This window comes from Ktedonobacteraceae bacterium (assembly GCA_035653615.1).
Taxonomy (GTDB): Bacteria; Chloroflexota; Ktedonobacteria; order Ktedonobacterales; family Ktedonobacteraceae; genus DASRBN01.
Map to the genome: position 1 here is coordinate 39,761 of DASRBN010000034.1, position 20,125 is coordinate 59,885.

A 20,125-nucleotide genomic window follows, 5' to 3' on the forward strand; every position below is an offset into this window, starting at 1 on the left:
ATTGAGCTTGCAAATACCGTAATTAAAAGGAAAAACATATGTCATTAAAACTCACTGCCGCATATAAAACTGACGTGGGGAAGCAAAGGGAACAAAACGAGGACAAACCCTACTCCTTTATCACCGAAGAGGGCGATAGCGGCCTCTTTATCGTCGCCGATGGTATGGGTGGCTACCAGGCCGGCGAGGTAGCCAGCAGGCTCGCCGTCGAAAAGATCAGCGAATCGCTCAAACCATTTTTCTTGCCGCTATCAGAGCAGCCAACGATTAAACTGACCCCTTTATCTGAGCAAGAAACGGTCAAGATACAGGCGATGGAGCCGCCGTCCCAAATCGCTTCCCAGGAGCCGTCCTCTGCCGCCGCCGCGCCGCAGAAAACACGCAAGCTCCCGGAGACATCCGTCGCTAAGAATGTCGAAGAGGGCCTGAAGGGTGCTATCCAGCAGGCAAACAAGGCCATCCTCAACTATGGCGAAGCGCAATCTTCCGCCCGCGGCCTCGGTTGTACCGTCACCGCGGCCCTTGTGCAGGGAAACACCGCCTATGTCGCCAACATCGGTGATAGCCGCACCTACCTGTTTCGTAAAGGCGAACTGACGCCTTTAACGCGCGATCATTCGCTCGTAGCGCGGCTGGTCGAAGCAAAACAGATCGAGCCCGAAGACGTGTACACACACCCGCAGCGCAACCTGATCTATAAATCGTTGGGCGCGGGCCATAAAAGCGTCGACCCCGACATCTTCCATGAACACTTGCAGCCCGGCGATATCCTCCTGCTGTGTTCCGATGGCTTGTGGGAAATGGTGCATCCCTCCGACCTGGCCCGCGTGCTCGGCGAGCAACAGGACCCGCAAAAGGCCTGCGATATCTTGATCGACATGGCCAATGCCAATGGGGGCGAGGATAACATCACCGCCGTGATCGTGCATATAAGTTGAGGACGCGGGTATGCCACTGCCTTTAGGTACAATCCTTGATGGAAAATTCAAAATCATCCAGGTGCTGGGTGAAGGCGGCATGGGGACCGTCTATAAGGTTGAACAGGTCGGAAAACCGGGCTACTATCGCGCAGTAAAGGAACTGCTCATCAACCCCAGTATGCCTGAGGAGGAGCGCAAAGCGGCCATCGAGCGCTTCGATAAAGAGATCGACCTGCTCTTCAAGCTGAAACATCCGCGCATTCCCTCCCTGATACTCAGCTTCCAGGAGCGAGGCAACTACTACTTCGTAATGGAATTCGTGCCTGGACGCAGCCTGGAGAAAATGCTGGAAGATACTAACGCGCCGCTAGACGAAGAATCGGTCGTGCGCTGGATGATTCAGGTGTGCGATGCGTTGAGCTACATTCACTCGCAGAACCCGCCCATCATCCTGCGTGACCTCAAACCTGGCAATATTATGGTCATGCCCGACGGCAATGTCGAACTGATCGACTTCGGCATCGCGCGCAGGTTCGACCCCAACAAACGCACCAACACTGAGAATTTAGGAACCATCTCCTACGCCTCGCCGGAGCATCTCGGCTCGATTACCGCGCCGGGACAGAGGCGTTCCGCGCAGAATCCCGGCAAGCTGGTACAAACGGATGCGCGCTCGGATATCTACTCGTTAGGGGCAACCATGTATCACCTGCTCACCAATCACGAGCCAGAGCCGATCCAGACACCTGCCCCCGGCAGCATCTACGCTAAAAATCCGCGCCTGCATACCATCCAGGTAGGCAATCGCATTATCTGTCCTGTCGAGCAGGTCATCATCAAGGCCATGCAGCAGGACCCTACCCAGCGTTTTCAGAGCGCCGATGCTATGCGTGTAGCATTACAGCAGTGCCTGTCATACATCGCGGCTCCTGCCCCGGCCACCGTGCAGATTCCGGCGCTCTCGTCCAACGCCACCATCGTCGTACCCTCGACGGCAACAGGAAATGAGGTCATCTGCCCCAAGTGTGGCTATCGCAATCGACCCGGCGCGAAGTTCTGCAAGCGTGATGGACAGCCTCTGACACACGGGGCAACAATTGTGCCGCCCCAGGTGCGAGCGCAGGTGGGCGTCCGGCCCCCGGCCCCTATTCGCGCCCGCCCCATCGGCTCGAGCAGCATCCAGCCGCGACCGGTCGGCTCCAGCGTTGTGCAGGCGCCGGACCCCACCACGGCCTATCGCCTGGGTCTGCAAGACCTGAACAACAAAAACTATACCGAAGCCATCAATCACTTCAAAATGGCCCAGGTTGCCGGCAGATCATCCTACGACGTGTCCTACAACCTTGGTCGCGCTTACCGCCAGTATGGGCAATCGGTCAAAGACAAAGACAGGAACCTGTTCAACGATAATATAAAGCTGGCAGCCGAACAGTTCGAACAGGCAATCGCGGCCCGGTCGAATTCTTTCGATAGTTACTTCCAGCTGGGTATGTGCTATCATGACCTGGAACTCTATCCTAAGGCCATAGAGGCTTTCAAGGGCGCGCTCCGGCTCGCCCCGCAGGACCCGGCGGTCTACTTCCAGTTGGGCAAGGTCGCCGAAGACCAGGGCTATAACCTTGAAGCCGAGGCCTATTTCCTGGAAGGCCTCAAAATTAATCCCAGGCACGCGCTGATCCTGATAGAGCTGGGACGTCTCTACCTGAAAATGAATCAGGCCCAATCTGCTATCAGCGTCCTGCGCCAGGCCACGCAGCAGGAGCCAGGCATGTGGGAGGGCTGGTATGAACTTGGCCGCGCCCACATGAAAGCACGCGAATGGAAGGTAGCGCTCAGCGCCCTCGAGCAGGCGCGGCAATGGAATCCCGGCGTCTCCGAGATCTACAGCGCCATGGCAAGCTGCTACCTTAAGTCGGGAAAAAAGAATGAAGCCCGCCAGATGATACGCGAGGCGCTGCAATATGATCCTAATAATGTCGAGGCTAACCGTTTACAAAAGCAATTATAGTGTACTGCGGCATCCTGTAGGGACAGCGCCTCGTGCCTGTCCTCTGCGGGTCCAGGAGAATATATAAAAGGAGGGCAGCCATGATCTGTCCGTTGTGTCATACTCAAAATCGCGAAGACGCAAAATTCTGTAAAGGCTGCGGCCAGCCTTTACAAACGGAAGCGGCCCGCGCAGCCGGTGAAGCCGTTCCCGCCAGTCCTGCACCGGCCATAGCTGAGGCGCAGGGAAATGCGGCAGAAGCGCCTGCCATCACAGCGGAAGCAGCTTCGGCCACACCCCAGTCGCAGGCGGAGCAGGCACCATCAGGCCAGGCACCCGCAACCGGCGCGACAGAAGATATCACCAACGCCCCAACCCTCGTTCTTACCCCTGAAAGAATGATGGCTATCCACAGCCGGCGCTGGCAGCAGGAAGCGGAACAGGCACAGGGCGAGCAGGCGGCTATGCCTTCCACACCTGATTACGCGGAAATGCCGCCCGCACCCACGCAAAATGAACAGGATATCGCAGAGATGCCAACCGTCATGATGCGTCAGGGTGAGAGCAGCAATCAGCAAAGCTATCAAGCCGGTACTTATCCCTACACATCCAATACATCTCAGGAAGATGAGCCCATTCCGGCGCCGCCTCCGCCACCCCCATCTTCTCTTCCGTCCGCGCAAACCGCTGCCTCTCAAGTACCCACAACGGGAGAAGCAGAGCAGCCTGTTGCCGCATCAGAGGACACAGGAGACGAGACAGAGGGAGACGCGGGAAAGGAATCCGCTGAGATACCGGTCGATGCGAATACCCCGGCCACAAGTGAGGCAGGTAGCGCAGGCGAGGCTACTGCGCCAGAAAAGAATGAGGAGACAATGCAGGCATCTTCTGATACATCCGGTGAATCTGGTACCGTAGGGGCCGATTCATCGCGCCCGGCGCCGGCTGATCGGCCCGGCTTCCCTCTTCTCGAACTCGGCACAATCGTTGCCGGGCGCTACCAGGTTACCCAGGTGGTAGGTGACAGCGAGAACGAGCATGTCTACCAGGTCGTTGATCACCAGGGCTACCAGCACTGCTGGAACTGCGGCTCTGAAGAGAACGCCGAAGGAGATGAATTCTGCATCAATTGCGGCGCCGAACTGCTCAACGTCCCCTATCTCATGCATGAATATCCGGCGGCCTCGGCAACCGGTGCGGGCGAGGGCGCAGCAGATACGCAGGACGCGCATGTCTTGCAGGGAACCATCGCCAACACCATCGTCGAAAATGGACACACCTATGTGATCGAGCAGCCCCAGGTAGAGCAAAATGCTTTCCCGAATGGCGTTCGCCTGCTCGCGGCGTGCGATTCCGATGCCGGTAATGTGCGCCGCAGCGAGCCGAATGAGGACAGCACGCTCGTCCTCTTGCTCCAGCGCGTCTTCGAATCGACGGGCACGCCCATGGGCGTCTTCATCGTCGCCGACGGCCTTGGTGGTCACGACAATGGGCAGGTCGCCAGCCGCACCACCATCAACATCATAGCCGGGCGCATGGTGCGCGAACTACTCGCGGCCCCTCTCGAGGCTGAAAAGAACGGCGAAACCGTCAAACCGTTTGATGAAGATACCCTGGTCTCGCTCTTCCACGACGCCATCCAGGATGCCAATGCCGCACTCTGCCAGCAGAATCAACAGGACAAAACGGATATGGGTTCGACCATCACCGGTTTTATGATTGTGGGAGATCATGCCTACATCATCAACGTCGGCGATAGCCGCACCTATATGCTGCGCGGCCAGCAACTCTACCAGCTCACCACCGATCATTCCCTGGTTGGGCAACTCGTCGCCAGCGGCTTGATCGAGCCGGACGATGTCTACACGCATCCGCAGCGCAGCCAGATCTTCCGCAGCCTGGGAGATAAACTGAACGTGCAAATTGACATGTTCAAACAGCAACTGCATCCCGGCGACATCCTGTTAAGCTGTTCCGATGGTTTATGGGAGATGGTGCGCAACCCGCAAATCGAAAGCACGCTCAATAACGCGCCTGACCCGCAAACGGCCTGCACGCAATTGATAGAGGCAGCCAATACCAATGGTGGAGAGGATAATATCAGCGCGGTCATCGTCTTTGTTCGCTAATATAGCCATGGTCACCTTTATTCCATAATGGAACCATTATGATATACTGTAGGAGCGACCGTACAGGCCGCCCAAATGCGAAAGGAGTGCATATATATGCCCGGTGAGGTAATACTGGCGCATCAGGTCGGAAAGGATTACATGCCAGTCACTGGCGGCAGCCAGCTTGCATATGTATTGATAGAAGCCAAACCAACCGAAATGATGGCACAGGTACGCATGCCACTGAATTTTGCCCTCGTGCTCGACCATTCCGGCTCCATGAAAGGTGCCAAGCTACGGAATGTGAAGGAAGCGGTCAAGATGGTGATCGACCGTTTGGAGCCAACCGATTATGTCTCGGTCGTGATCTTCGACGACACATCCCAGGTCATCATCCCCTCTATGCCTTGCAACGATAAGCCCGGCATGAAGGCAGCCATCGATCAAATCCGCGATGCCGGCGGCACCACCATGTCGCTCGGCATGATCCAGGGCCTCAACGAACTGCGCCGTTGGAATATCCCCCATGCCATCAATCGTATGATTCTCTTGACCGACGGCGTCACCTACGGCGACGCCGAACGCTGCCGCCAGCTTGCCAGGGATGCCAAAGCAGCGGGCATCTCGATCTACCCATTAGGCATTGGCGCCGACTGGGACGAAGACCTGCTCGACAACGTCGGACAGCTCAGCGGAGGCCCGCCCGCCGAATTCATCCGCGACCCCGCCGATGCCCTCAGCGTCTTCGAGCAGCAGATACAGAGCGCAGTAGACGTGGTGGTGCGCAATGCCACTCTCATCGTGCGTTTGCCCGCCGGCGTCACGCCGAAGAAAGCGGTCAAAGTGCTGCCGATCATCAGCGATCTTGGACAATCTGTTCTTTCCGACCGCCAGATCATTGTTCCATTGGGCGACCTGGAAAAAGACAAACCGCAGTCTGTCCTGCTTGAGTTGATGATCGACCCCCGCCCGGCCGGCCTCTTCCGCATCGCGCAGGCCGAACTGACCTATGACGTTCCGATTGCCGGACTCATCAGCGAAAGCGTGCGCGACGACGTCAAGGTCACGTTCACAACGGATCCAAACCAGGCAGCAGCCGTCAACGCCACCGTCATGAACTTCGCGGAAAAAGCCAATGCCCATCGTCTCGTCACGCGCGTGCTTGACGAATACAAACGCACCGGCAAAGCAACCACGCGCCTGGCGCCAAATGTCACTCGCGTCCTGGACGAAGAGACCCAGGCGGCCCTCGAACAGATCAACCAGGGCCAGCAAATCTCGCAAGAACAGGTAAAATCGATCGGCAACAAAACTCGCAAACTCACGCAACGCCTGGATGACATTCTCCCGTAGGGGTGAGTCATCGATTGAACCCAACACGAATGAGAATCGTAGATACTTTTGAGGAGGATAGAGAAAATGACAGTACGTTGTTCATTAGGCCATGAAAACCCCGATGGCTCCGCTTTCTGCGATGAGTGCGGAGAGCCACTGACAGGCGCTGCGCCGGTAGCCACAGCCGCGCCCCCGCAGGCCGCGCCTGCGCCCGCGGCACCTTCGGCGGGTACCCAGGTATGCCCATCCTGCGGCGCCACTAACCCGGCAGGTGAAGCCTTCTGCTCAAATTGTGGTAGCATGCTCGGCGCGCCCGCTCCGGCCCCGGTCGATACCTCGACTCCAGCTGCGGCGCCCGCGCCCGCTCCAGCACCTGCTCCGGCAGTAGCCAGCGCACCCGCGGCCTTAAATGCCCGTCTCATCGTCGAAGCCGATAACCAGGAGTACGACCTGAGCGGCAAAGACAACATTTTGATCGGGCGCGAAGATGCCGTCAGCAACATCTTCCCCGACGTGGACCTGACCGCCAACGGCGGAGAAGAAGGCGGCGTTTCTCGCATGCACGCGCGCATCTTTGTCGAAAATGGCCAGTACATGATTGAGGACGAGAACAGCACCAACTTCACATTTCTCAACCGGCAGAAGCTCGCGCCCAAAACGCCTACGCCCCTGCACGATAACGACGAAATTAAACTTGGCCGCGTTCTCCTTCGCTTCAAAGAATCATAAAGCTTTCTCGCGAATAATGCCTGTAGAGGCCGATCAATCGGCGGTGGGCGCGGTATGCCTGCCCCCCAGACAGGACTGCCCGGCCCCTACGGGCGTAGGTCCCGATTGATCGCGGACACCGCCGATTGGTCGGCCCCGCGGCTTCTTTTGTGAAAACAAATGGCAAATCGATGGGATTTTCGCCCCGCACGATTGACAGCTTGTGGGAAGAACGGCTATAATCTACAAGAAATCCCAAGTGGAGGAGAAAGAAAGGGCTTAGTTTACTTAGTATGAAACGTACCTGGCAACCAAAGCGCATACCGCGCAAACGCGAACATGGATTTATGAAGCGCATGGCGACCCGTAACGGGCGCCGCGTGCTCAAAGCTCGCCGCGCCAAAGGGCGCTGGAGACTGACAGTTTAAGATGTAGGGACAGTGCCTTGTGCCTGTCCTCTATCCCGGAAGCTGATTGTTAAAGAGTGGCACTTCGCCGTGCATTACGACTGCGCAAAAACAGCGAATTTCAGAGGGTCAGGCAGCAAGGACGCACTATTGCGTCCCGGCTGCTTATCCTTGCATGGATGCCAAATGATGCAGGGCAGCTTCATATCGGATTTGTCGTCAGTAAACGTATATCGAAACACGCCGTAGAACGTAATTATATGAAACGCCTGCTCGGTGAAGCTATACGGCCGGTTCTACCTGAGCTTCCCACCGGTTGGGATATCGTAATCAGCGCCAGAACTTCGACCGACAGCGCCGACTTGCAGGCATTGCGACAGGACATTGTGACGTTATTGCGCCGCGCGCATTTGCTCGCAGCACCACATAGATCAAATGAGATGTAGGGACAGCGCCTGGTGCTCGTCCTGGTATTCAAGATTAAGGCAAACAGAAGAAGGACATCGACAGTGAAACATATCGCACTTATCCTTATTCGAATTTATCAGAATACCCTGTCGGTCATCTTGCCTTCATCGTGTCGCTTTACTCCCTCGTGCTCGCAATATGGCTATGAGGCAATTTCACGTTTTGGCTTTTTCCGTGGAGGATGGATGACGATCAAACGCATTGGGCGTTGTCACCCATTCTATAAGGGTAATCTCTATGATCCAGTCCCAGAACGTCTGGCCGACTAGATCGAGGAAGGCAGGAGAGATCTCGTGGGTCAGATTGGCTACTTTTTCAATATAATATTCACATTCCCGCTTTTGAACGTGTTGCTGCTGCTGTATCACCTCTTCGGTGATATGGCGCTGTCTATCATCGTGCTCACGGTCATCATTCGTCTGATTTTGTTTCCCCTTTACATGAAGCAACTCAAATCGACGAAGGCGACCCAGGCCATTCAACCTCTGCTTGCGGACATTAAGAAGAAATACGCGAAGGACCAGCGCGCCCAGATGGAGGCGATGCAGGCGCTCTATAAGGAGTATGGAGTCAGTCCTGCCGCCGGCTGCCTGCCCTTAGTCATCCAGCTTCCAATTCTCTATGGGCTGTTCTATGCCTTAAGAACGGCGTTGAGTAGCTCGCTCGCAGACATCAACAAGCTCGTTTACCCGTTCCTACCACATTTCACGCAGAAGCCGAATGTGTACCTGGACTGGTTTACTTTCATAAATCCCCACTGGGCTATCTCGCTCGGTGGCACCGATCCGACGCACATTTTGCCTGTGCTGGCAGGCCTGGCGACCTTTATCCAGTTGCGCATGTCCCAGCCGCGCACTACTACCGCGACGAAGAACGCGATGACGCAGCAGATGCAGGTCATGCAGTTCATAATGCCGTTCGTCACCTTTTTCTTCGCCCTCAATTTCCCGGCAGGCCTGGCGCTCTACTGGACAACCACTTCGGTCTTCAGCATGGTACAGCAGTACTTTGTGACCGGTTGGGGTTCGCTGATGGTAATGCCCGATTTCCTCTCCGGCATCTTCCCTGCGAACAAGGATAACGGCAGGAGTAATAAGGTCTATTCAGGTGACTCTCAAAAAGAGACGCGACTCTTACAGAGCGCTAATGAGCCGGATACGACCGCCGTCTCAAACGAGGGAAACGCCGCAAGGAATGGAAACGGTCGAGCAAATGCTTCAAATGGCTCATCATCCACGCGCCGCCGTCCGCGCAATGCCAGCGCATCAGCTCGTCGCCGTGGAAATGCCCCCAAGAGGAATGCGTCACGTAGTTAAGTAGGGACAGTGCCTCGGGCCTGTCCTCGTCTCATAACGAAAAAGGGATTCCTGTAGGGACAGTGCCTTGGGCCTGTCCTCGTCCCATAGAAAATACATTGATATAGGGAGGCAAAAAGCAGTGGAAAGCATAGAGGCCAGTGGTAAAAGTGTTGATGAGGCGGTACAGCAAGCTTTGATGCGCCTGGGCAAACGCCGTGATGAGGTGGAAATAACGGTCCTTCAAGAGCCAAGCCGGGGCGCATTCGGACTTGGCAGCAAAGATGCACGCGTTCGTGTCAGCGTTCGCCCTGGTAGTGTTGGCGCCGTCATCACTCCAGAAATGGCCGATGCTATTCTCGGTCCCGATGACAGCTACCCCGGTGAAGAGATTTACGCTGAGGAGGATGAGGACGAGTTCGAGGAGGACGAAGGGGATGAGGACGAGGAATATGAGGACGAAGAGGAATTCGAGGATGAAGGCGACGAGGATGAGTATGAGGATGAAGATGAGGTAGAGGTAGAAGAGGAGCCGGAGGCCGGACTCGATCTGCCCGGCAGCGCCGATTATGCCCCCGAACTACTTGCCGAACTGGAAAACGGCAGCGTGGCCGAAGGGGAAATGCAAGACGTCGAAACACCCAGCCGCGAAGATATCGACATCACCGTCGAAGTGCTACAAAACATCCTGCAATACCTGAACATTCGCGCCAACATCCAGGTACGCTCCACCAATCCGCTCACCCTGAATATCCAGGGCATCAACGAGAATCTTGGATTGCTGATCGGTCGCCGCGGTGAAACGCTCGCCGCCCTACAGCTCCTGGTGAGCCTGATCGTTGGACATCGCACCAAACATCGCATGCGCATCATCGTCGACGCCGAGAATTATCGCGAGCGCCGCGAGGCCAATTTGCGTTCGCTGGCCCTGCGCGTGGCGCAGCAGGTGCGCAACTACCGGCGTTCCATCGCGCTCGAGGCCATGCCGCCGCACGAGCGCCGCATCGTTCACATCGCCCTCTCCGATAGCAAAGATATCAGCACCGAAAGCATCGGCGAAGGCGATGCGCGCCGCGTCGTCATTTCCCTGAAACGCCCTGGCCGCTAACTGTTTCAATCGTGGGCGTGGTAGGAAAAAGGATTGGTTTCTGCTTCTGATGGTCGGATTGAGGGGGCCTCAATCCGACCATCATGGAATCTTGGAGAAAATTCATGCTCCAACCCACCCCCGCGGAACGCGTTCCCGATTTTTTAACCATCGGCCATGCCACCCGCGATATTCAGCCTGATGGCTCATATTCAATTGGTGGTACGGTAACTTTTGCTGCCCTCACCGCCTATCGTTTGGGATTGGTCTCCGCGGTCGTCACGCGCGCCGGTGCTCAATTGCTCGCGGAACTGGCGGCGCAGCTACCTGGCATCGAGATCGCCGGGCGTTCGTCAGAGGCAACCACTACGTTTGCTAATGTCTATGAAAGTGGTTTTCGCATCCAGCATATACACAGCAGGGCCGAGCTATTGGACGCCGAGGACATTCCGCTTGCCTGGCGCAATGCTCCCATCGTGCTGCTTGCCCCGCTTGCCCAGGAGATAACGCCCGAATTGCTGGCGCTCTTCCAGCGTCGTCCGGGTGCAATCGTTGCCGCCACACCCCAGGGCTGGCTGCGACGCTGGGATGAAGATGGTCGCGTCTGGCCGGCTCCCTGGACCGGCGCGGAAGAAATGCTCCCACGTCTCGATGTACTGATTCTTAGCCACGATGATCTGTTGCCGTTCGCCGGTGGCAATCGCACGGAGGCTGATGAAATACTGTCTCGCTGGAGTCAGCTGGTTCCCTTGCTTGTTGCCACTGATGGAGGGCATGGCGCGACGCTCTTCCAGCAGGGCAAGAGGCAAATTTTTCCGGCATATCCCGCGCGTGAGGTCGATCCCACTGGCGCCGGTGATGTCTTCGCCGCCGCTTTCCTGGTCCATTTGCATCGCCACGGCGATCCGGGAGCTGCTGCCGACTTCGCCAACTGCGTGGCTTCCCTTTCAATCGAACATGCAGGGATAACGGGTATTCCAACCATGGAGGCCGTTTTGGAGAAAATGACGCTCAGTTTATAATGGATACCCCCTATACATCCTCAAGAGCTTGCGGTAAAATGTGATACCAGAAATACCACAATGGAGTGAAAACGAAGGGCCGCATCACCTACAATGACGTACTCTGAGCAGCTCACTAAACATGTAGATTGACAGAACATGGGAGAGATGGGCTATGGCGATTAGCAATGCCACGCTCGCGGGGCTTACCCGGACACAGCTATTGGAAATGCACTATAAGATGGCCCTCTTGCGCCGCTTCGAGGAGAAGAGCGCGGAGGAATACACACGCGGCAAAATTGGCGGGTTCATGCACCTCTATATCGGTCAGGAGGCTGTAGGCGTAGGCAGTATAGCCGCGCTCCGGCCAGGCGACAAGATCCTCTCCAGTTATCGAGAACATGGTCATGCCATCGCCAGGGGCATGGACCCGCGAGAAGTAATGGCCGAACTCTTCGGCAAGGCCACCGGCTGCAGCAAAGGAAAAGGCGGCTCCATGCACATGTGGAGCAATGAACTCGGTATTTACGGTGGCAATGCCATCGTCGGCGCGCAATTGCCGATTGCCGCGGGCGTCGCCCTCGCCATGCAATACGAGGGCCTGGACAGCATCGTCACTTGCTATTTCGGTGATGGAGCTGTCGACGAAGGGGCCTTCCACGAGGCGCTCAACCTGGCCTCGATCTGGAAACTGCCCGTTGTCTATATCTGTGAAAATAACCAGTACTCGATGGGCATGGCCGTGCATAAAGCCTGGGCCGTCGATTCATTGATTCCACGCGCCGCAGCCTACAATGTTCCGGGCCGGCAGGTGGATGGGATGGATGTCATCGCCGTCTACGAGGCCATGGTAGCGGCGGTCGAACACGCGCGCAGTGGCCAGGGCCCGGTGCTGCTGGAAGCCAAAACCTATCGCTTCCGCGCGCACTCGATGACCGACCCTGTCTACTACCGCACGCGCGAAGAAGAGCATCACTGGCGCACAACACGCGACCCCATCAGCATCTTCGAGCAAAAATTGCGCGATCTCGGCATAGGGACACAGGCCGAATTTGACGCCAATGACGAGAGGGCTATCCAGGTTTCCGAAGACGCGGCGGATTTTGCCGAGAACAGCCCGGACCCCGCGCCGGAAGAGCTTTATACCGACGTAATGGTCGATAATTCTACCGCCCTCAGCTACCGCCATCGTTAGAGCGGATCTTACGAGAGGAAATAATTCCACATGCGTACCATTACCTATCGTGACGCGCTGCGCGAGGCCATTCGCGAAGAGATGCAGCGCGATGAGCGTGTCTTTATCATGGGCGAGGATATCGCGGGTTACGGTGGCACCTATGCCGTCACAAAAGGACTTTTCGAAGAATTTGGTGAAAAGCGCGTGCGCGATACCCCCCTCGCGGAAGAAGTGATCGCCGGAACAGGCATCGGCGCCGCCCTTGGTGGTTTACGCCCCATCATCGAGATCATGACCATCAACTTCAGCATACTGGCCGCCGACCAGATCGTCAACAGCGCCGCCAAAATGCGCTACATGTTCGGTGGGCAGCCGCAGGTGCCGCTGGTCATACGCACGCCCGGCGGCGGTGGAGCGCAGCGCGGCGCGCAGCACTCGCAAATGCTGGAGTCCTGGTATGCCCATATCCCCGGCCTCAAGGTCGTCATGCCCGCCACACCATATGATGCCAAGGGGATGCTGAAATCAGCTGTGCGCGACCCTGACCCCGTCCTCTTTATCGAGCACGAATTACTCTACAACGTCAAGGGCGAGGTTCCCGACGAAGGCGTAGAATATACTGTGCCACTGGATCGCGCGGACATCAAACGCGAGGGCAAGCACATCACCATCATCACCTTCTCACGCATGCTGCACGTCACCTTGCAGGCCGCAGAAGACCTGGCAAAAGAGGGTATCGACGCGGAAGTGCTTGATTTAAGGAGCATCCGTCCCATCGATATCGACCTGATCATCGATTCGGTGAAGAAGACCAATCGCGTGGTAATTGCCGAGGAGGGCTGGAAATATTTTGGCACCGGCCAGGGGCTTGCCGCGCTCATCTACGAACACGCCTTCGACTATATGGACGCGCCTATCCAGCATGTCAACAGCGCCGACGTACCCATGCCGTACTCCAAAGTCCTGGAACGCGCTGCCCTACCCAACAAAAACGACATCGTCCAGGCGGCAAAGAAAATCGTGCCACCGGCGCTTGTAGGAGCTTAGGCACTAACATAGTAACATCCGAAACTTCGGAGAACAATCATGAAAACAATCGAAATGCCCAAGTTGGGCGATACAATGGAAGAAGGCAAGATTCTGCGCTGGATCAAGCGCGAAGGTGACCCGGTCAAAAAGGGAGAACCCGTCGCGGAAGTCGAGACCGACAAGGTGAACATCGAGATCGAATCGTTCGCCAGTGGCACATTGCGCAAAATCCTGGTACCTGAAGGCGCATCCGCCCCCATCGGCGCGGACATAGCGCTTGTCGGAACTCCTGACGAACCTCTCCCCGGTACAATTGAAGGCAATGGAAATGGCAAGGCCACTCCGGCAGCGTCACAAGGTAGGCAGAATAGCGCAGTGAATTCCTCGACCTCCTCGCCTGCCCAAAACCCGGCAGGCATGGCAGTGGAAAACATACCGGTACCACAGGCGGCAACCACAACCATGACGAAACAGGCGCCTTCAACCGCCGAACAGGGCCGCGTCTTCATTTCGCCCATCGCGCGCCGCCTGGCCGAAGAGCATTCCATCGACTACCGGTATATTCGTGGCACCGGTCCTAACGGGCGCATCATTAAGATGGATATCGAAGCTGCCCTGGCCCAGGCCGCGCAGCAGGTCGCAACGCCGGTTGCCTTGCCTATAGCGGCAGAACCGGTTCCGGCTGCTATAGACACCGGCGATGTCGTCGAGATACCGCTCACCTCTATGCGCCGCACCATCGCGAAGCGCCTGAGCCAGAGCATGCAGGTCGCGCCGCATTTCTACGTCACCAGCGTCATCGATACGGGCAAATTGGCCGCACTGCGCCAGCAGATCAATGAGTACGCCGCGAACGATCCCGTACCCGTCAAGGTCAGCTTCAACGACCTGATCATCAGGGCCGTCGCGCTGGCGCTCGTGCGCGTACCGCAGGTGAATGTCTCCTTCGCTGAAGACCGCCTGCTTCAGAAGAAATCGGTGCATATCGGCATGGCTGTGGCGCTCGAACAGGGCCTGATCGTTCCCGTGCTGCACAATGTCGATTCCAGGGGCATTCTCGATATCGCCCGCGAATCGCATCGTCTATCGGAAGCGGCTCGTTCCGGCAAACTGCGTCCCGAAGACCTGAGCGGGGGCACTTTCACCGTCAGCAACCTGGGCATGTTCGACGTGGAGAGCTTCACCGCCGTTATCAATCCGCCGGAGTCGGCTATTCTGGCGGTCGGCTCCATCACTCCGACCCCGGCGGTCGTGGATGGCCAGGTCGTGGTACGAGATCGCATGAAGGTGACGCTCTCGTCAGATCACCGCGCTATCGATGGCGCTATTGCCGCCCGTTTCTTACAGGAAGTGAAACGACTGTTGGAGGAGCCGCTGGGCTTGTTATTGTAGATGGGAGATGTTTTTATGGCGACCTATACCATCAACGGTGTAACCCTGGCGTTGATGCAAGGAGATATTGTGAAGGTGCAGGCCGACGCTATCGTCAACGCGGCGAACAAATGGTTGGCCGGCGGTGGCGGCGTTGATGGCGCCATTCACCGCGCCGGCGGCCCCACCATTATGGAGGAATGCCGCAAAATCGGCGGCTGTCCCACCGGCAGCGCGGTCGCAACCTCGGCGGGCAATCTGCACGCGAAATATGTGTTCCATGCCGTCGGCCCCATGTACAGTGGCAGCAAGGAGGATGAACGCCTGCTTGCCAGTGCCTATCAATGCTGCCTCGACCTGGCCGAGCAATACTCTGTACAAAGCATCGCGTTCCCTTCGATCAGCACAGGAGTCTATGGCTATCCCTTGCATCTGGCCGCTCCCATCGCGCTGCGCACCATCGTCCAGCACATCCAGAAGCCAACGAGTCTGAAGCAGGTACTCGTAGTTTTGTACGGGGACCAGGCATATCAGGCCTATGAAAGAGCCATGAGTGATGTAGTCAATCAATAATTTGAACGCCAGCAACCTATCAGACGTACGCCTGGCAGGTTGCTGACGTTCAAATTATTGATTAGATTTTCCCCCAATTTTCCCCCTCGCGTTGACCCTTCTGCGCACTCATGGTACACTTCAGGAACACGAAAACAAGATGAAACAGGTAGATACAATCAATCTATCGAAGGCCGTCGATATGAACATCTGAGGCAAGGAGGGTATCCGGCATGTGGACATCGACCCTGGAACTGAACCCAAGGCGCGTATTGATGACCCAGTTATTGGGGCGCGTCTGGCGCGGCGCCTATTTCTCCTCGTTTGCTCCCTTGCAGGTGCAGAATCTGCCACGGCAACCACTGCCTGCATCGTCTGACTGGGTGCGGGTGCGCAATCACCTCGCAGGCATATGCGGCAGCGACCTGCACCTGATCTATCTTGATGGCTCCCTGCGCAGCGCGCCTGCCGCCCTGCCGGGTCACACCTACACGTACCCCGGACATGAGGTCGTCGGCGAGGTCGTCGAGGTTGGAGACGAGGTAAAACGCCTGCATGTCGGTGATCGCGTGGTGCTTCAAAGCGGCCCCAGCTGCCTTTCAGCGGGAGTCGAGCCGCCCTGCCGTTCGTGCGCCGCCGGTAATTACAACCTGTGCGAGCAGGGCAATCTGCCTGGCCCGGAGCCGGTTGGCGGCGGTTGGAGCGAAGAAATGCTGCTTTCGGAAAAGCAACTCTTTCGCATCCCCTCCACGATGAGCGATGAACAGGCCGTGCTGCTCGAACCCTCTGCCGTCGCCGTACATGCCGTCTTGCGCCACGTTCCACGTCCGGGCGACCATGTCCTCATCATCGGCGCGGGCACTATCGGGCTGCTCGTCTTGCAAGTCCTGCGCGCCCTTGCCCCGCAGACGCGCGTTAGCGTGATGGCCCGCCACGCTTTCCAGGTCGAACAGGCCACGCGCATGGGCGCATCCTACATCCTCTATCCCCAGGATACCTACCAGAGCGTCAAACTCACGACAGGCGCGCAGCTCTATAGCGGCATGTTCGGCAACAAGATGATGCTGGGCGGCTACGATGCCATCTATGATACCGTCGGCACGCAGCGCACCCTCCATGATGCCTTGCGCTGGACTCGCGCCGGTGGCAGCGTGGTTCTCATTGGAGTCAACCTGCATCTTGTCCATATCGACCTCAGCCCTGTCTGGTACCAGGAAGTCAACCTGCTCGGTTCAGTGGCTCACGGCATGGAAACCTGGCCCATCGGCTCGCGCGAACATCGCTCCACCTTTTCGGTAGCGACCGAGTTAATTCAATCAGGCCAGATACAGCCCGAAAAATTGATAACCCATCGTTTCGCGCTGAGTAATTTCAAGGATGCGCTTAGCGCCTCGACCGGCAAATCCCAGAGCCGCGCCATCAAGGTCGTTTTCGATTATGCCCTGATGCCGGCAACGGTCGTACCCAATGTGCGCGCAACGGGCCGCCAGCGCCGTCCTGCCACGACTACGATAACGCAGGCGCCAGAACCTGCCACACCTTTGAATAATGAGGAACCGGCTGTTCCACAAGAGATCTCCCGTCATACCGGGGCTCCCGTGCCTTCGAAGGCGAATAGCGACATACTGCAGCCACCGGCAACTTTACCCCCTTCGATAAAAGTAGATGACGACAGGACGGTAACCGTGCCAAAACTAAGACGCACCAGGCAAATTCATATCCAACCATTGCCTAAAAACACTGAGGACATACAAATATCTCAAGATGCAGCAGAGAACGCGCATGCGCAGCCAACTGGTGCAACAAATGGTGCTCCTGAAACGTTAGAAGGAGTAGATGCGCCATCACCCGCGTCCAATGAAAACCCATAAAATAGAATTGATCAGGATTATTATGAAACCCCGACATTTGCCTGTCAGGAGAATATATGATTAGTTCCAATCAGGATTCCCAAAGGCCGTCCAGGCCTGACCAGCTTCAATATACTACACCTGCCAAACGCGCGCCTGCCTCACGTCCAAAGCGTCGCCGGCGCGGGCCGGTGCTTATTTTACTGGCAGCCCTGGCAATCCTGATCACATTGGGCGCTATTTTCGGCTCCAGCCTGCTTAATAGCTCAAGTGGCTTGAATACTCCTACGGCATCAGCGGCGAGCGGCCCGTTTGTGAAGCCGCCGCTCAATGCTGCTCAAATCAACGCCATCATGCATCTGACAGGCTATATGAAGTACAAACAGCTCGCGGCCCTCTATGTATCGCGTATGTCCCTGGACGAGGAAATCGGCCAGCTGATTATGGTTGAATACGCGGATACCTACTATTCGCCTGATCTCAATTACATGATCTCTAACCTGCACGCGGGCGGCGTCATCATGTACGAATTCCAGATGCAGACATTCGACCAGACCAAACACGATATTGCCGAGATGCAGCAGCACGCCAGTATTCCGCTGCTCATTTCGACGGACGAAGAGGGCGGCCCGTATGTTCACCGCCTCTCGCACATCTATGGCCCTCGCATGTCGGCCAGCGATATTGCCGCTACCGGCGATCCCAATGTAGCCACCCAGCAGGGATTGAAGGCGGCGCATGACTTGCTGTCGCTCGGCATCAACGAGAACCTGGCGCCCGATGTCGATGTCAACCTGGTCAACGGCTACGATATGGTGACGCGCACATTTGGCGATACCCCGCAGTCCGTCATCGAATTTGCCGGCGCTTATATGAAGGCCTTGCAAGGCGCGGGCGTCATTGCCTGCATCAAGCATTTTCCCGGGCTTGGTGACGCCGTCACCGATGCGCACACCAGCCTGCCGGTCGTCAATCGCACGAAGCAGCAAATCTACTCGGTAGAACTCGCGCCATACAAGGCCTTCATTCAATCGCCTGATCGATTGCTCAATCCGGGCATGATTATGCCGACCGACGTGCTAATGCCCGCCATCGACCCGAAATATCCGGCGGAACTCTCGCACATCTTCATGACCGATATCCTGCGCGACCAGCTCGGCTATGATGGCGTCGTCCTTACCGATGCCTTATACATGCAGGGCATTTCTCAGACCTGGAGCATGCCAGAAGCCGCTGTGCTGGCGCTCAATGCCGGCAATGATATGCTGCTCGGCCCCACCGGATCAGCTCAGACGGAAGCCATGATTGAGGGCATCAAAGCAGCCCTACAAAACGGCACGCTGCTGAAATCCCGTATCGACCAGGCCGCGACTCGCATCATCGCCTTGAAAATGGAAGATCATCTGATGCCCGCGATCCCCCCACAATCATAAATCGAGCATCATTGTAGGGGCGGAAGCCCCCTCAGGCAGGAGTTTCTATGTCCAACATAAGCAAACGACCAGGCATAGTAAGGCGGATATCGCTACGCTCCTCAATTCTAAACCACTATTCATGCTATCGCCGGACGCTCGCCATTCTCATTTTGCTGCTCCTGCTGGCCCTGGTTGTCATTGTGGGTGGAGATGTCAACCTGCAAGCATTTAGCGATATATCTGACTTGCAGTCAAACGGGGCGGTTTCAGGTTCTTTCATCCAGATGCCGCTCGATACCACGCAGGTCAATGACCTCGGCCATCTCATGAATCATATGCAATATAAGCAACTGGCAAAGCTGTACGTTTCGCATATGACGCTGGATGAGAAACTCGGCCAGCTCTTCATGGTGCAGTCCTACGACCAGTACTACTCGCCGGCGCTGGAGATGATGGTTGACCAGCTGCATGCAGGGGGCGTCATCATGTACGCCTTTCAAATGCAGACCTTCCAGCAAACGCGCCATGATATCCTTGAGACGCAACAACACGCCACCATTCCACTCATCATAGCCGCCGACGAGGAAGGGGGATATGTGGAGCGCGTGCAGAACATCTTCGGGCATCATCCAGGAGCGCTTGAGATTTATGAAACCGGCAATGTCAACCTGGCGACTCAGGCCGGGAACAGAATCGCGCGTGATCTACAATCGCTTGGCATCAACGCCGACCTGGCTCCTGACGTGGATGTGCAGTTAGTCGATGGCCCCGACCAGTACCTGCGCACCTGGGGCTATACTCCGCAATCGGTGATCAAATTCGGTGGCGCCTACCTGCGCGCCGTCCAGGGCGATGGCGAGATCGCCTGCCTCAAGCATTTTCCGGGCCTGGGAGCGGCCTCTACCGATGCGCACTACGACCTGCCCGTCATCAAGCGCAGCGCCGCTCAAATCTACTCCGTGGAACTCGCGCCGTTCAAAGCCTTCATCCAATCCAAAAACAAGCTGGACAACCCTGGCATGATTATGTCAACCGATCTGCTAATGCCTGCCATTGATCCTACGATGCCCGCCGAACTCTCACACATCTTCATGACCGATATCCTGCGCAACCAGCTTGGCTACGACGGTGTCGTGATTACCGACGCTTTATGGATGACGGGAATCGCGGAGAAATGGAATTTAGCACAGGCCGGAGTGCTGGCGCTGAACGCCGGCAACGACATGCTGCTCGGCGCAATCGGCCCCTACCAGATGATGGATATGATCAACGGTCTGAAAGCCGCCTTGCAGGACGGTACGCTCTCCATGGTTCGCGTGAACGAGGCCGTCACGAGGATTATCGCGTTGAAGATGCAATACCATATCATCCCGGTGGCGCAGGCGTAACAGTGATAGAGGTGAGGGACGCCA

18 protein-coding genes are annotated in these 20,125 nt (G+C 56.8%); all 18 read left to right on the top strand.

What is annotated here, in order from left to right; all coding sequences use genetic code 11:
• Window positions 1-38: 38 nt before the first annotated feature.
• The 18 genes from VFA09_19500 to VFA09_19585 all read left to right on the top strand — a co-directional run bounded on the left by VFA09_19500 (window position 39) and on the right by VFA09_19585 (window position 20,101).
• Entirely contained in the window at window positions 39-938 is a 900-nt protein-coding gene (locus tag VFA09_19500) for a PP2C family serine/threonine-protein phosphatase (protein HZU69472.1), read from the top strand.
• Between the two features lie 10 nt (window positions 939-948).
• Complete coding sequence (locus tag VFA09_19505; GenBank protein HZU69473.1) at window positions 949-2,928, top strand: tetratricopeptide repeat protein; 1,980 nt, start codon at window positions 949-951, stop codon at window positions 2,926-2,928.
• An 80-nt stretch (window positions 2,929-3,008) separates the two neighbouring features.
• A complete protein-coding gene (locus VFA09_19510) occupies window positions 3,009-5,036 on the top strand; it encodes a protein phosphatase 2C domain-containing protein (GenBank protein ID HZU69474.1) in 2,028 nt (675 codons plus the stop codon).
• 96 nt (window positions 5,037-5,132) lie between these two features.
• Entirely contained in the window at window positions 5,133-6,371 is a 1,239-nt protein-coding gene (locus tag VFA09_19515; protein ID HZU69475.1) for a VWA domain-containing protein, read from the top strand.
• Window positions 6,372-6,437: 66 nt separating this feature from the next.
• Window positions 6,438-7,082 (top strand): FHA domain-containing protein, encoded by a 645-nt coding sequence (locus tag VFA09_19520; protein HZU69476.1) that lies wholly within the window; start codon window positions 6,438-6,440, stop codon window positions 7,080-7,082.
• Between the two features lie 272 nt (window positions 7,083-7,354).
• Window positions 7,355-7,489 carry a 50S ribosomal protein L34 gene (gene rpmH, locus VFA09_19525; GenBank protein ID HZU69477.1) on the top strand — a complete coding sequence of 45 codons (135 nt, stop codon included), beginning with the start codon at window positions 7,355-7,357 and terminating at the stop codon, window positions 7,487-7,489.
• Between the two features lie 56 nt (window positions 7,490-7,545).
• Complete coding sequence (gene rnpA / locus VFA09_19530) at window positions 7,546-7,914, top strand: ribonuclease P protein component (GenBank protein ID HZU69478.1); 369 nt, start codon at window positions 7,546-7,548, stop codon at window positions 7,912-7,914.
• A gap of 63 nt (window positions 7,915-7,977) precedes the next feature.
• The gene (gene yidD, locus VFA09_19535) at window positions 7,978-8,205 is read left to right on the top strand and encodes a membrane protein insertion efficiency factor YidD (protein ID HZU69479.1); all 228 of its coding nucleotides are present in this window, start codon (window positions 7,978-7,980) and stop codon (window positions 8,203-8,205) included.
• Window positions 8,206-8,229: 24 nt separating this feature from the next.
• Window positions 8,230-9,252, top strand: coding sequence for a YidC/Oxa1 family membrane protein insertase (locus VFA09_19540; GenBank protein ID HZU69480.1), 1,023 nt, complete (start codon window positions 8,230-8,232; stop codon window positions 9,250-9,252).
• 121 nt (window positions 9,253-9,373) lie between these two features.
• A complete protein-coding gene (gene jag, locus VFA09_19545; protein ID HZU69481.1) occupies window positions 9,374-10,339 on the top strand; it encodes an RNA-binding cell elongation regulator Jag/EloR in 966 nt (321 codons plus the stop codon).
• 104 nt (window positions 10,340-10,443) lie between these two features.
• Entirely contained in the window at window positions 10,444-11,340 is an 897-nt protein-coding gene (locus VFA09_19550) for a PfkB family carbohydrate kinase (protein HZU69482.1), read from the top strand.
• A gap of 154 nt (window positions 11,341-11,494) precedes the next feature.
• Window positions 11,495-12,514 carry a pyruvate dehydrogenase (acetyl-transferring) E1 component subunit alpha gene (gene pdhA / locus VFA09_19555; GenBank protein ID HZU69483.1) on the top strand — a complete coding sequence of 340 codons (1,020 nt, stop codon included), beginning with the start codon at window positions 11,495-11,497 and terminating at the stop codon, window positions 12,512-12,514.
• 30 nt (window positions 12,515-12,544) lie between these two features.
• Window positions 12,545-13,543 (top strand): pyruvate dehydrogenase complex E1 component subunit beta, encoded by a 999-nt coding sequence (locus tag VFA09_19560; GenBank protein HZU69484.1) that lies wholly within the window; start codon window positions 12,545-12,547, stop codon window positions 13,541-13,543.
• Between the two features lie 39 nt (window positions 13,544-13,582).
• Window positions 13,583-14,917, top strand: coding sequence for a dihydrolipoamide acetyltransferase family protein (locus VFA09_19565; protein ID HZU69485.1), 1,335 nt, complete (start codon window positions 13,583-13,585; stop codon window positions 14,915-14,917).
• Window positions 14,918-14,932: 15 nt separating this feature from the next.
• A complete protein-coding gene (locus VFA09_19570; GenBank protein ID HZU69486.1) occupies window positions 14,933-15,469 on the top strand; it encodes an O-acetyl-ADP-ribose deacetylase in 537 nt (178 codons plus the stop codon).
• A 212-nt stretch (window positions 15,470-15,681) separates the two neighbouring features.
• Complete coding sequence (locus VFA09_19575; GenBank protein HZU69487.1) at window positions 15,682-17,319, top strand: alcohol dehydrogenase catalytic domain-containing protein; 1,638 nt, start codon at window positions 15,682-15,684, stop codon at window positions 17,317-17,319.
• Window positions 17,320-17,375: 56 nt separating this feature from the next.
• Window positions 17,376-18,731, top strand: coding sequence for a glycoside hydrolase family 3 N-terminal domain-containing protein (locus VFA09_19580; protein ID HZU69488.1), 1,356 nt, complete (start codon window positions 17,376-17,378; stop codon window positions 18,729-18,731).
• Window positions 18,732-18,778: 47 nt separating this feature from the next.
• Entirely contained in the window at window positions 18,779-20,101 is a 1,323-nt protein-coding gene (locus VFA09_19585) for a glycoside hydrolase family 3 N-terminal domain-containing protein (GenBank protein ID HZU69489.1), read from the top strand.
• Window positions 20,102-20,125: the final 24 nt, after the last annotated feature.

What these genes read in the sequence shown, in the direction of transcription:
- VFA09_19500 (HZU69472.1), top strand. Translation starts at nt 39, where the DNA reads ATGTCATTAAAACTCACTGCCGCATATAAAACTGACGTGGGGAAGCAA.
- VFA09_19505 (HZU69473.1), top strand. Translation starts at nt 949, where the DNA reads ATGCCACTGCCTTTAGGTACAATCCTTGATGGAAAATTCAAAATCATC.
- VFA09_19510 (HZU69474.1), top strand. Translation starts at nt 3,009, where the DNA reads ATGATCTGTCCGTTGTGTCATACTCAAAATCGCGAAGACGCAAAATTC.
- VFA09_19515 (HZU69475.1), top strand. Translation starts at nt 5,133, where the DNA reads ATGCCCGGTGAGGTAATACTGGCGCATCAGGTCGGAAAGGATTACATG.
- VFA09_19520 (HZU69476.1), top strand. Translation starts at nt 6,438, where the DNA reads ATGACAGTACGTTGTTCATTAGGCCATGAAAACCCCGATGGCTCCGCT.
- rpmH (HZU69477.1), top strand. Translation starts at nt 7,355, where the DNA reads ATGAAACGTACCTGGCAACCAAAGCGCATACCGCGCAAACGCGAACAT.
- VFA09_19550 (HZU69482.1), top strand. Translation starts at nt 10,444, where the DNA reads ATGCTCCAACCCACCCCCGCGGAACGCGTTCCCGATTTTTTAACCATC.
- pdhA (HZU69483.1), top strand. Translation starts at nt 11,495, where the DNA reads ATGGCGATTAGCAATGCCACGCTCGCGGGGCTTACCCGGACACAGCTA.
- VFA09_19560 (HZU69484.1), top strand. Translation starts at nt 12,545, where the DNA reads ATGCGTACCATTACCTATCGTGACGCGCTGCGCGAGGCCATTCGCGAA.
- VFA09_19565 (HZU69485.1), top strand. Translation starts at nt 13,583, where the DNA reads ATGAAAACAATCGAAATGCCCAAGTTGGGCGATACAATGGAAGAAGGC.
- VFA09_19570 (HZU69486.1), top strand. Translation starts at nt 14,933, where the DNA reads ATGGCGACCTATACCATCAACGGTGTAACCCTGGCGTTGATGCAAGGA.
- VFA09_19575 (HZU69487.1), top strand. Translation starts at nt 15,682, where the DNA reads ATGTGGACATCGACCCTGGAACTGAACCCAAGGCGCGTATTGATGACC.
- VFA09_19580 (HZU69488.1), top strand. Translation starts at nt 17,376, where the DNA reads ATGATTAGTTCCAATCAGGATTCCCAAAGGCCGTCCAGGCCTGACCAG.
- VFA09_19585 (HZU69489.1), top strand. Translation starts at nt 18,779, where the DNA reads ATGTCCAACATAAGCAAACGACCAGGCATAGTAAGGCGGATATCGCTA.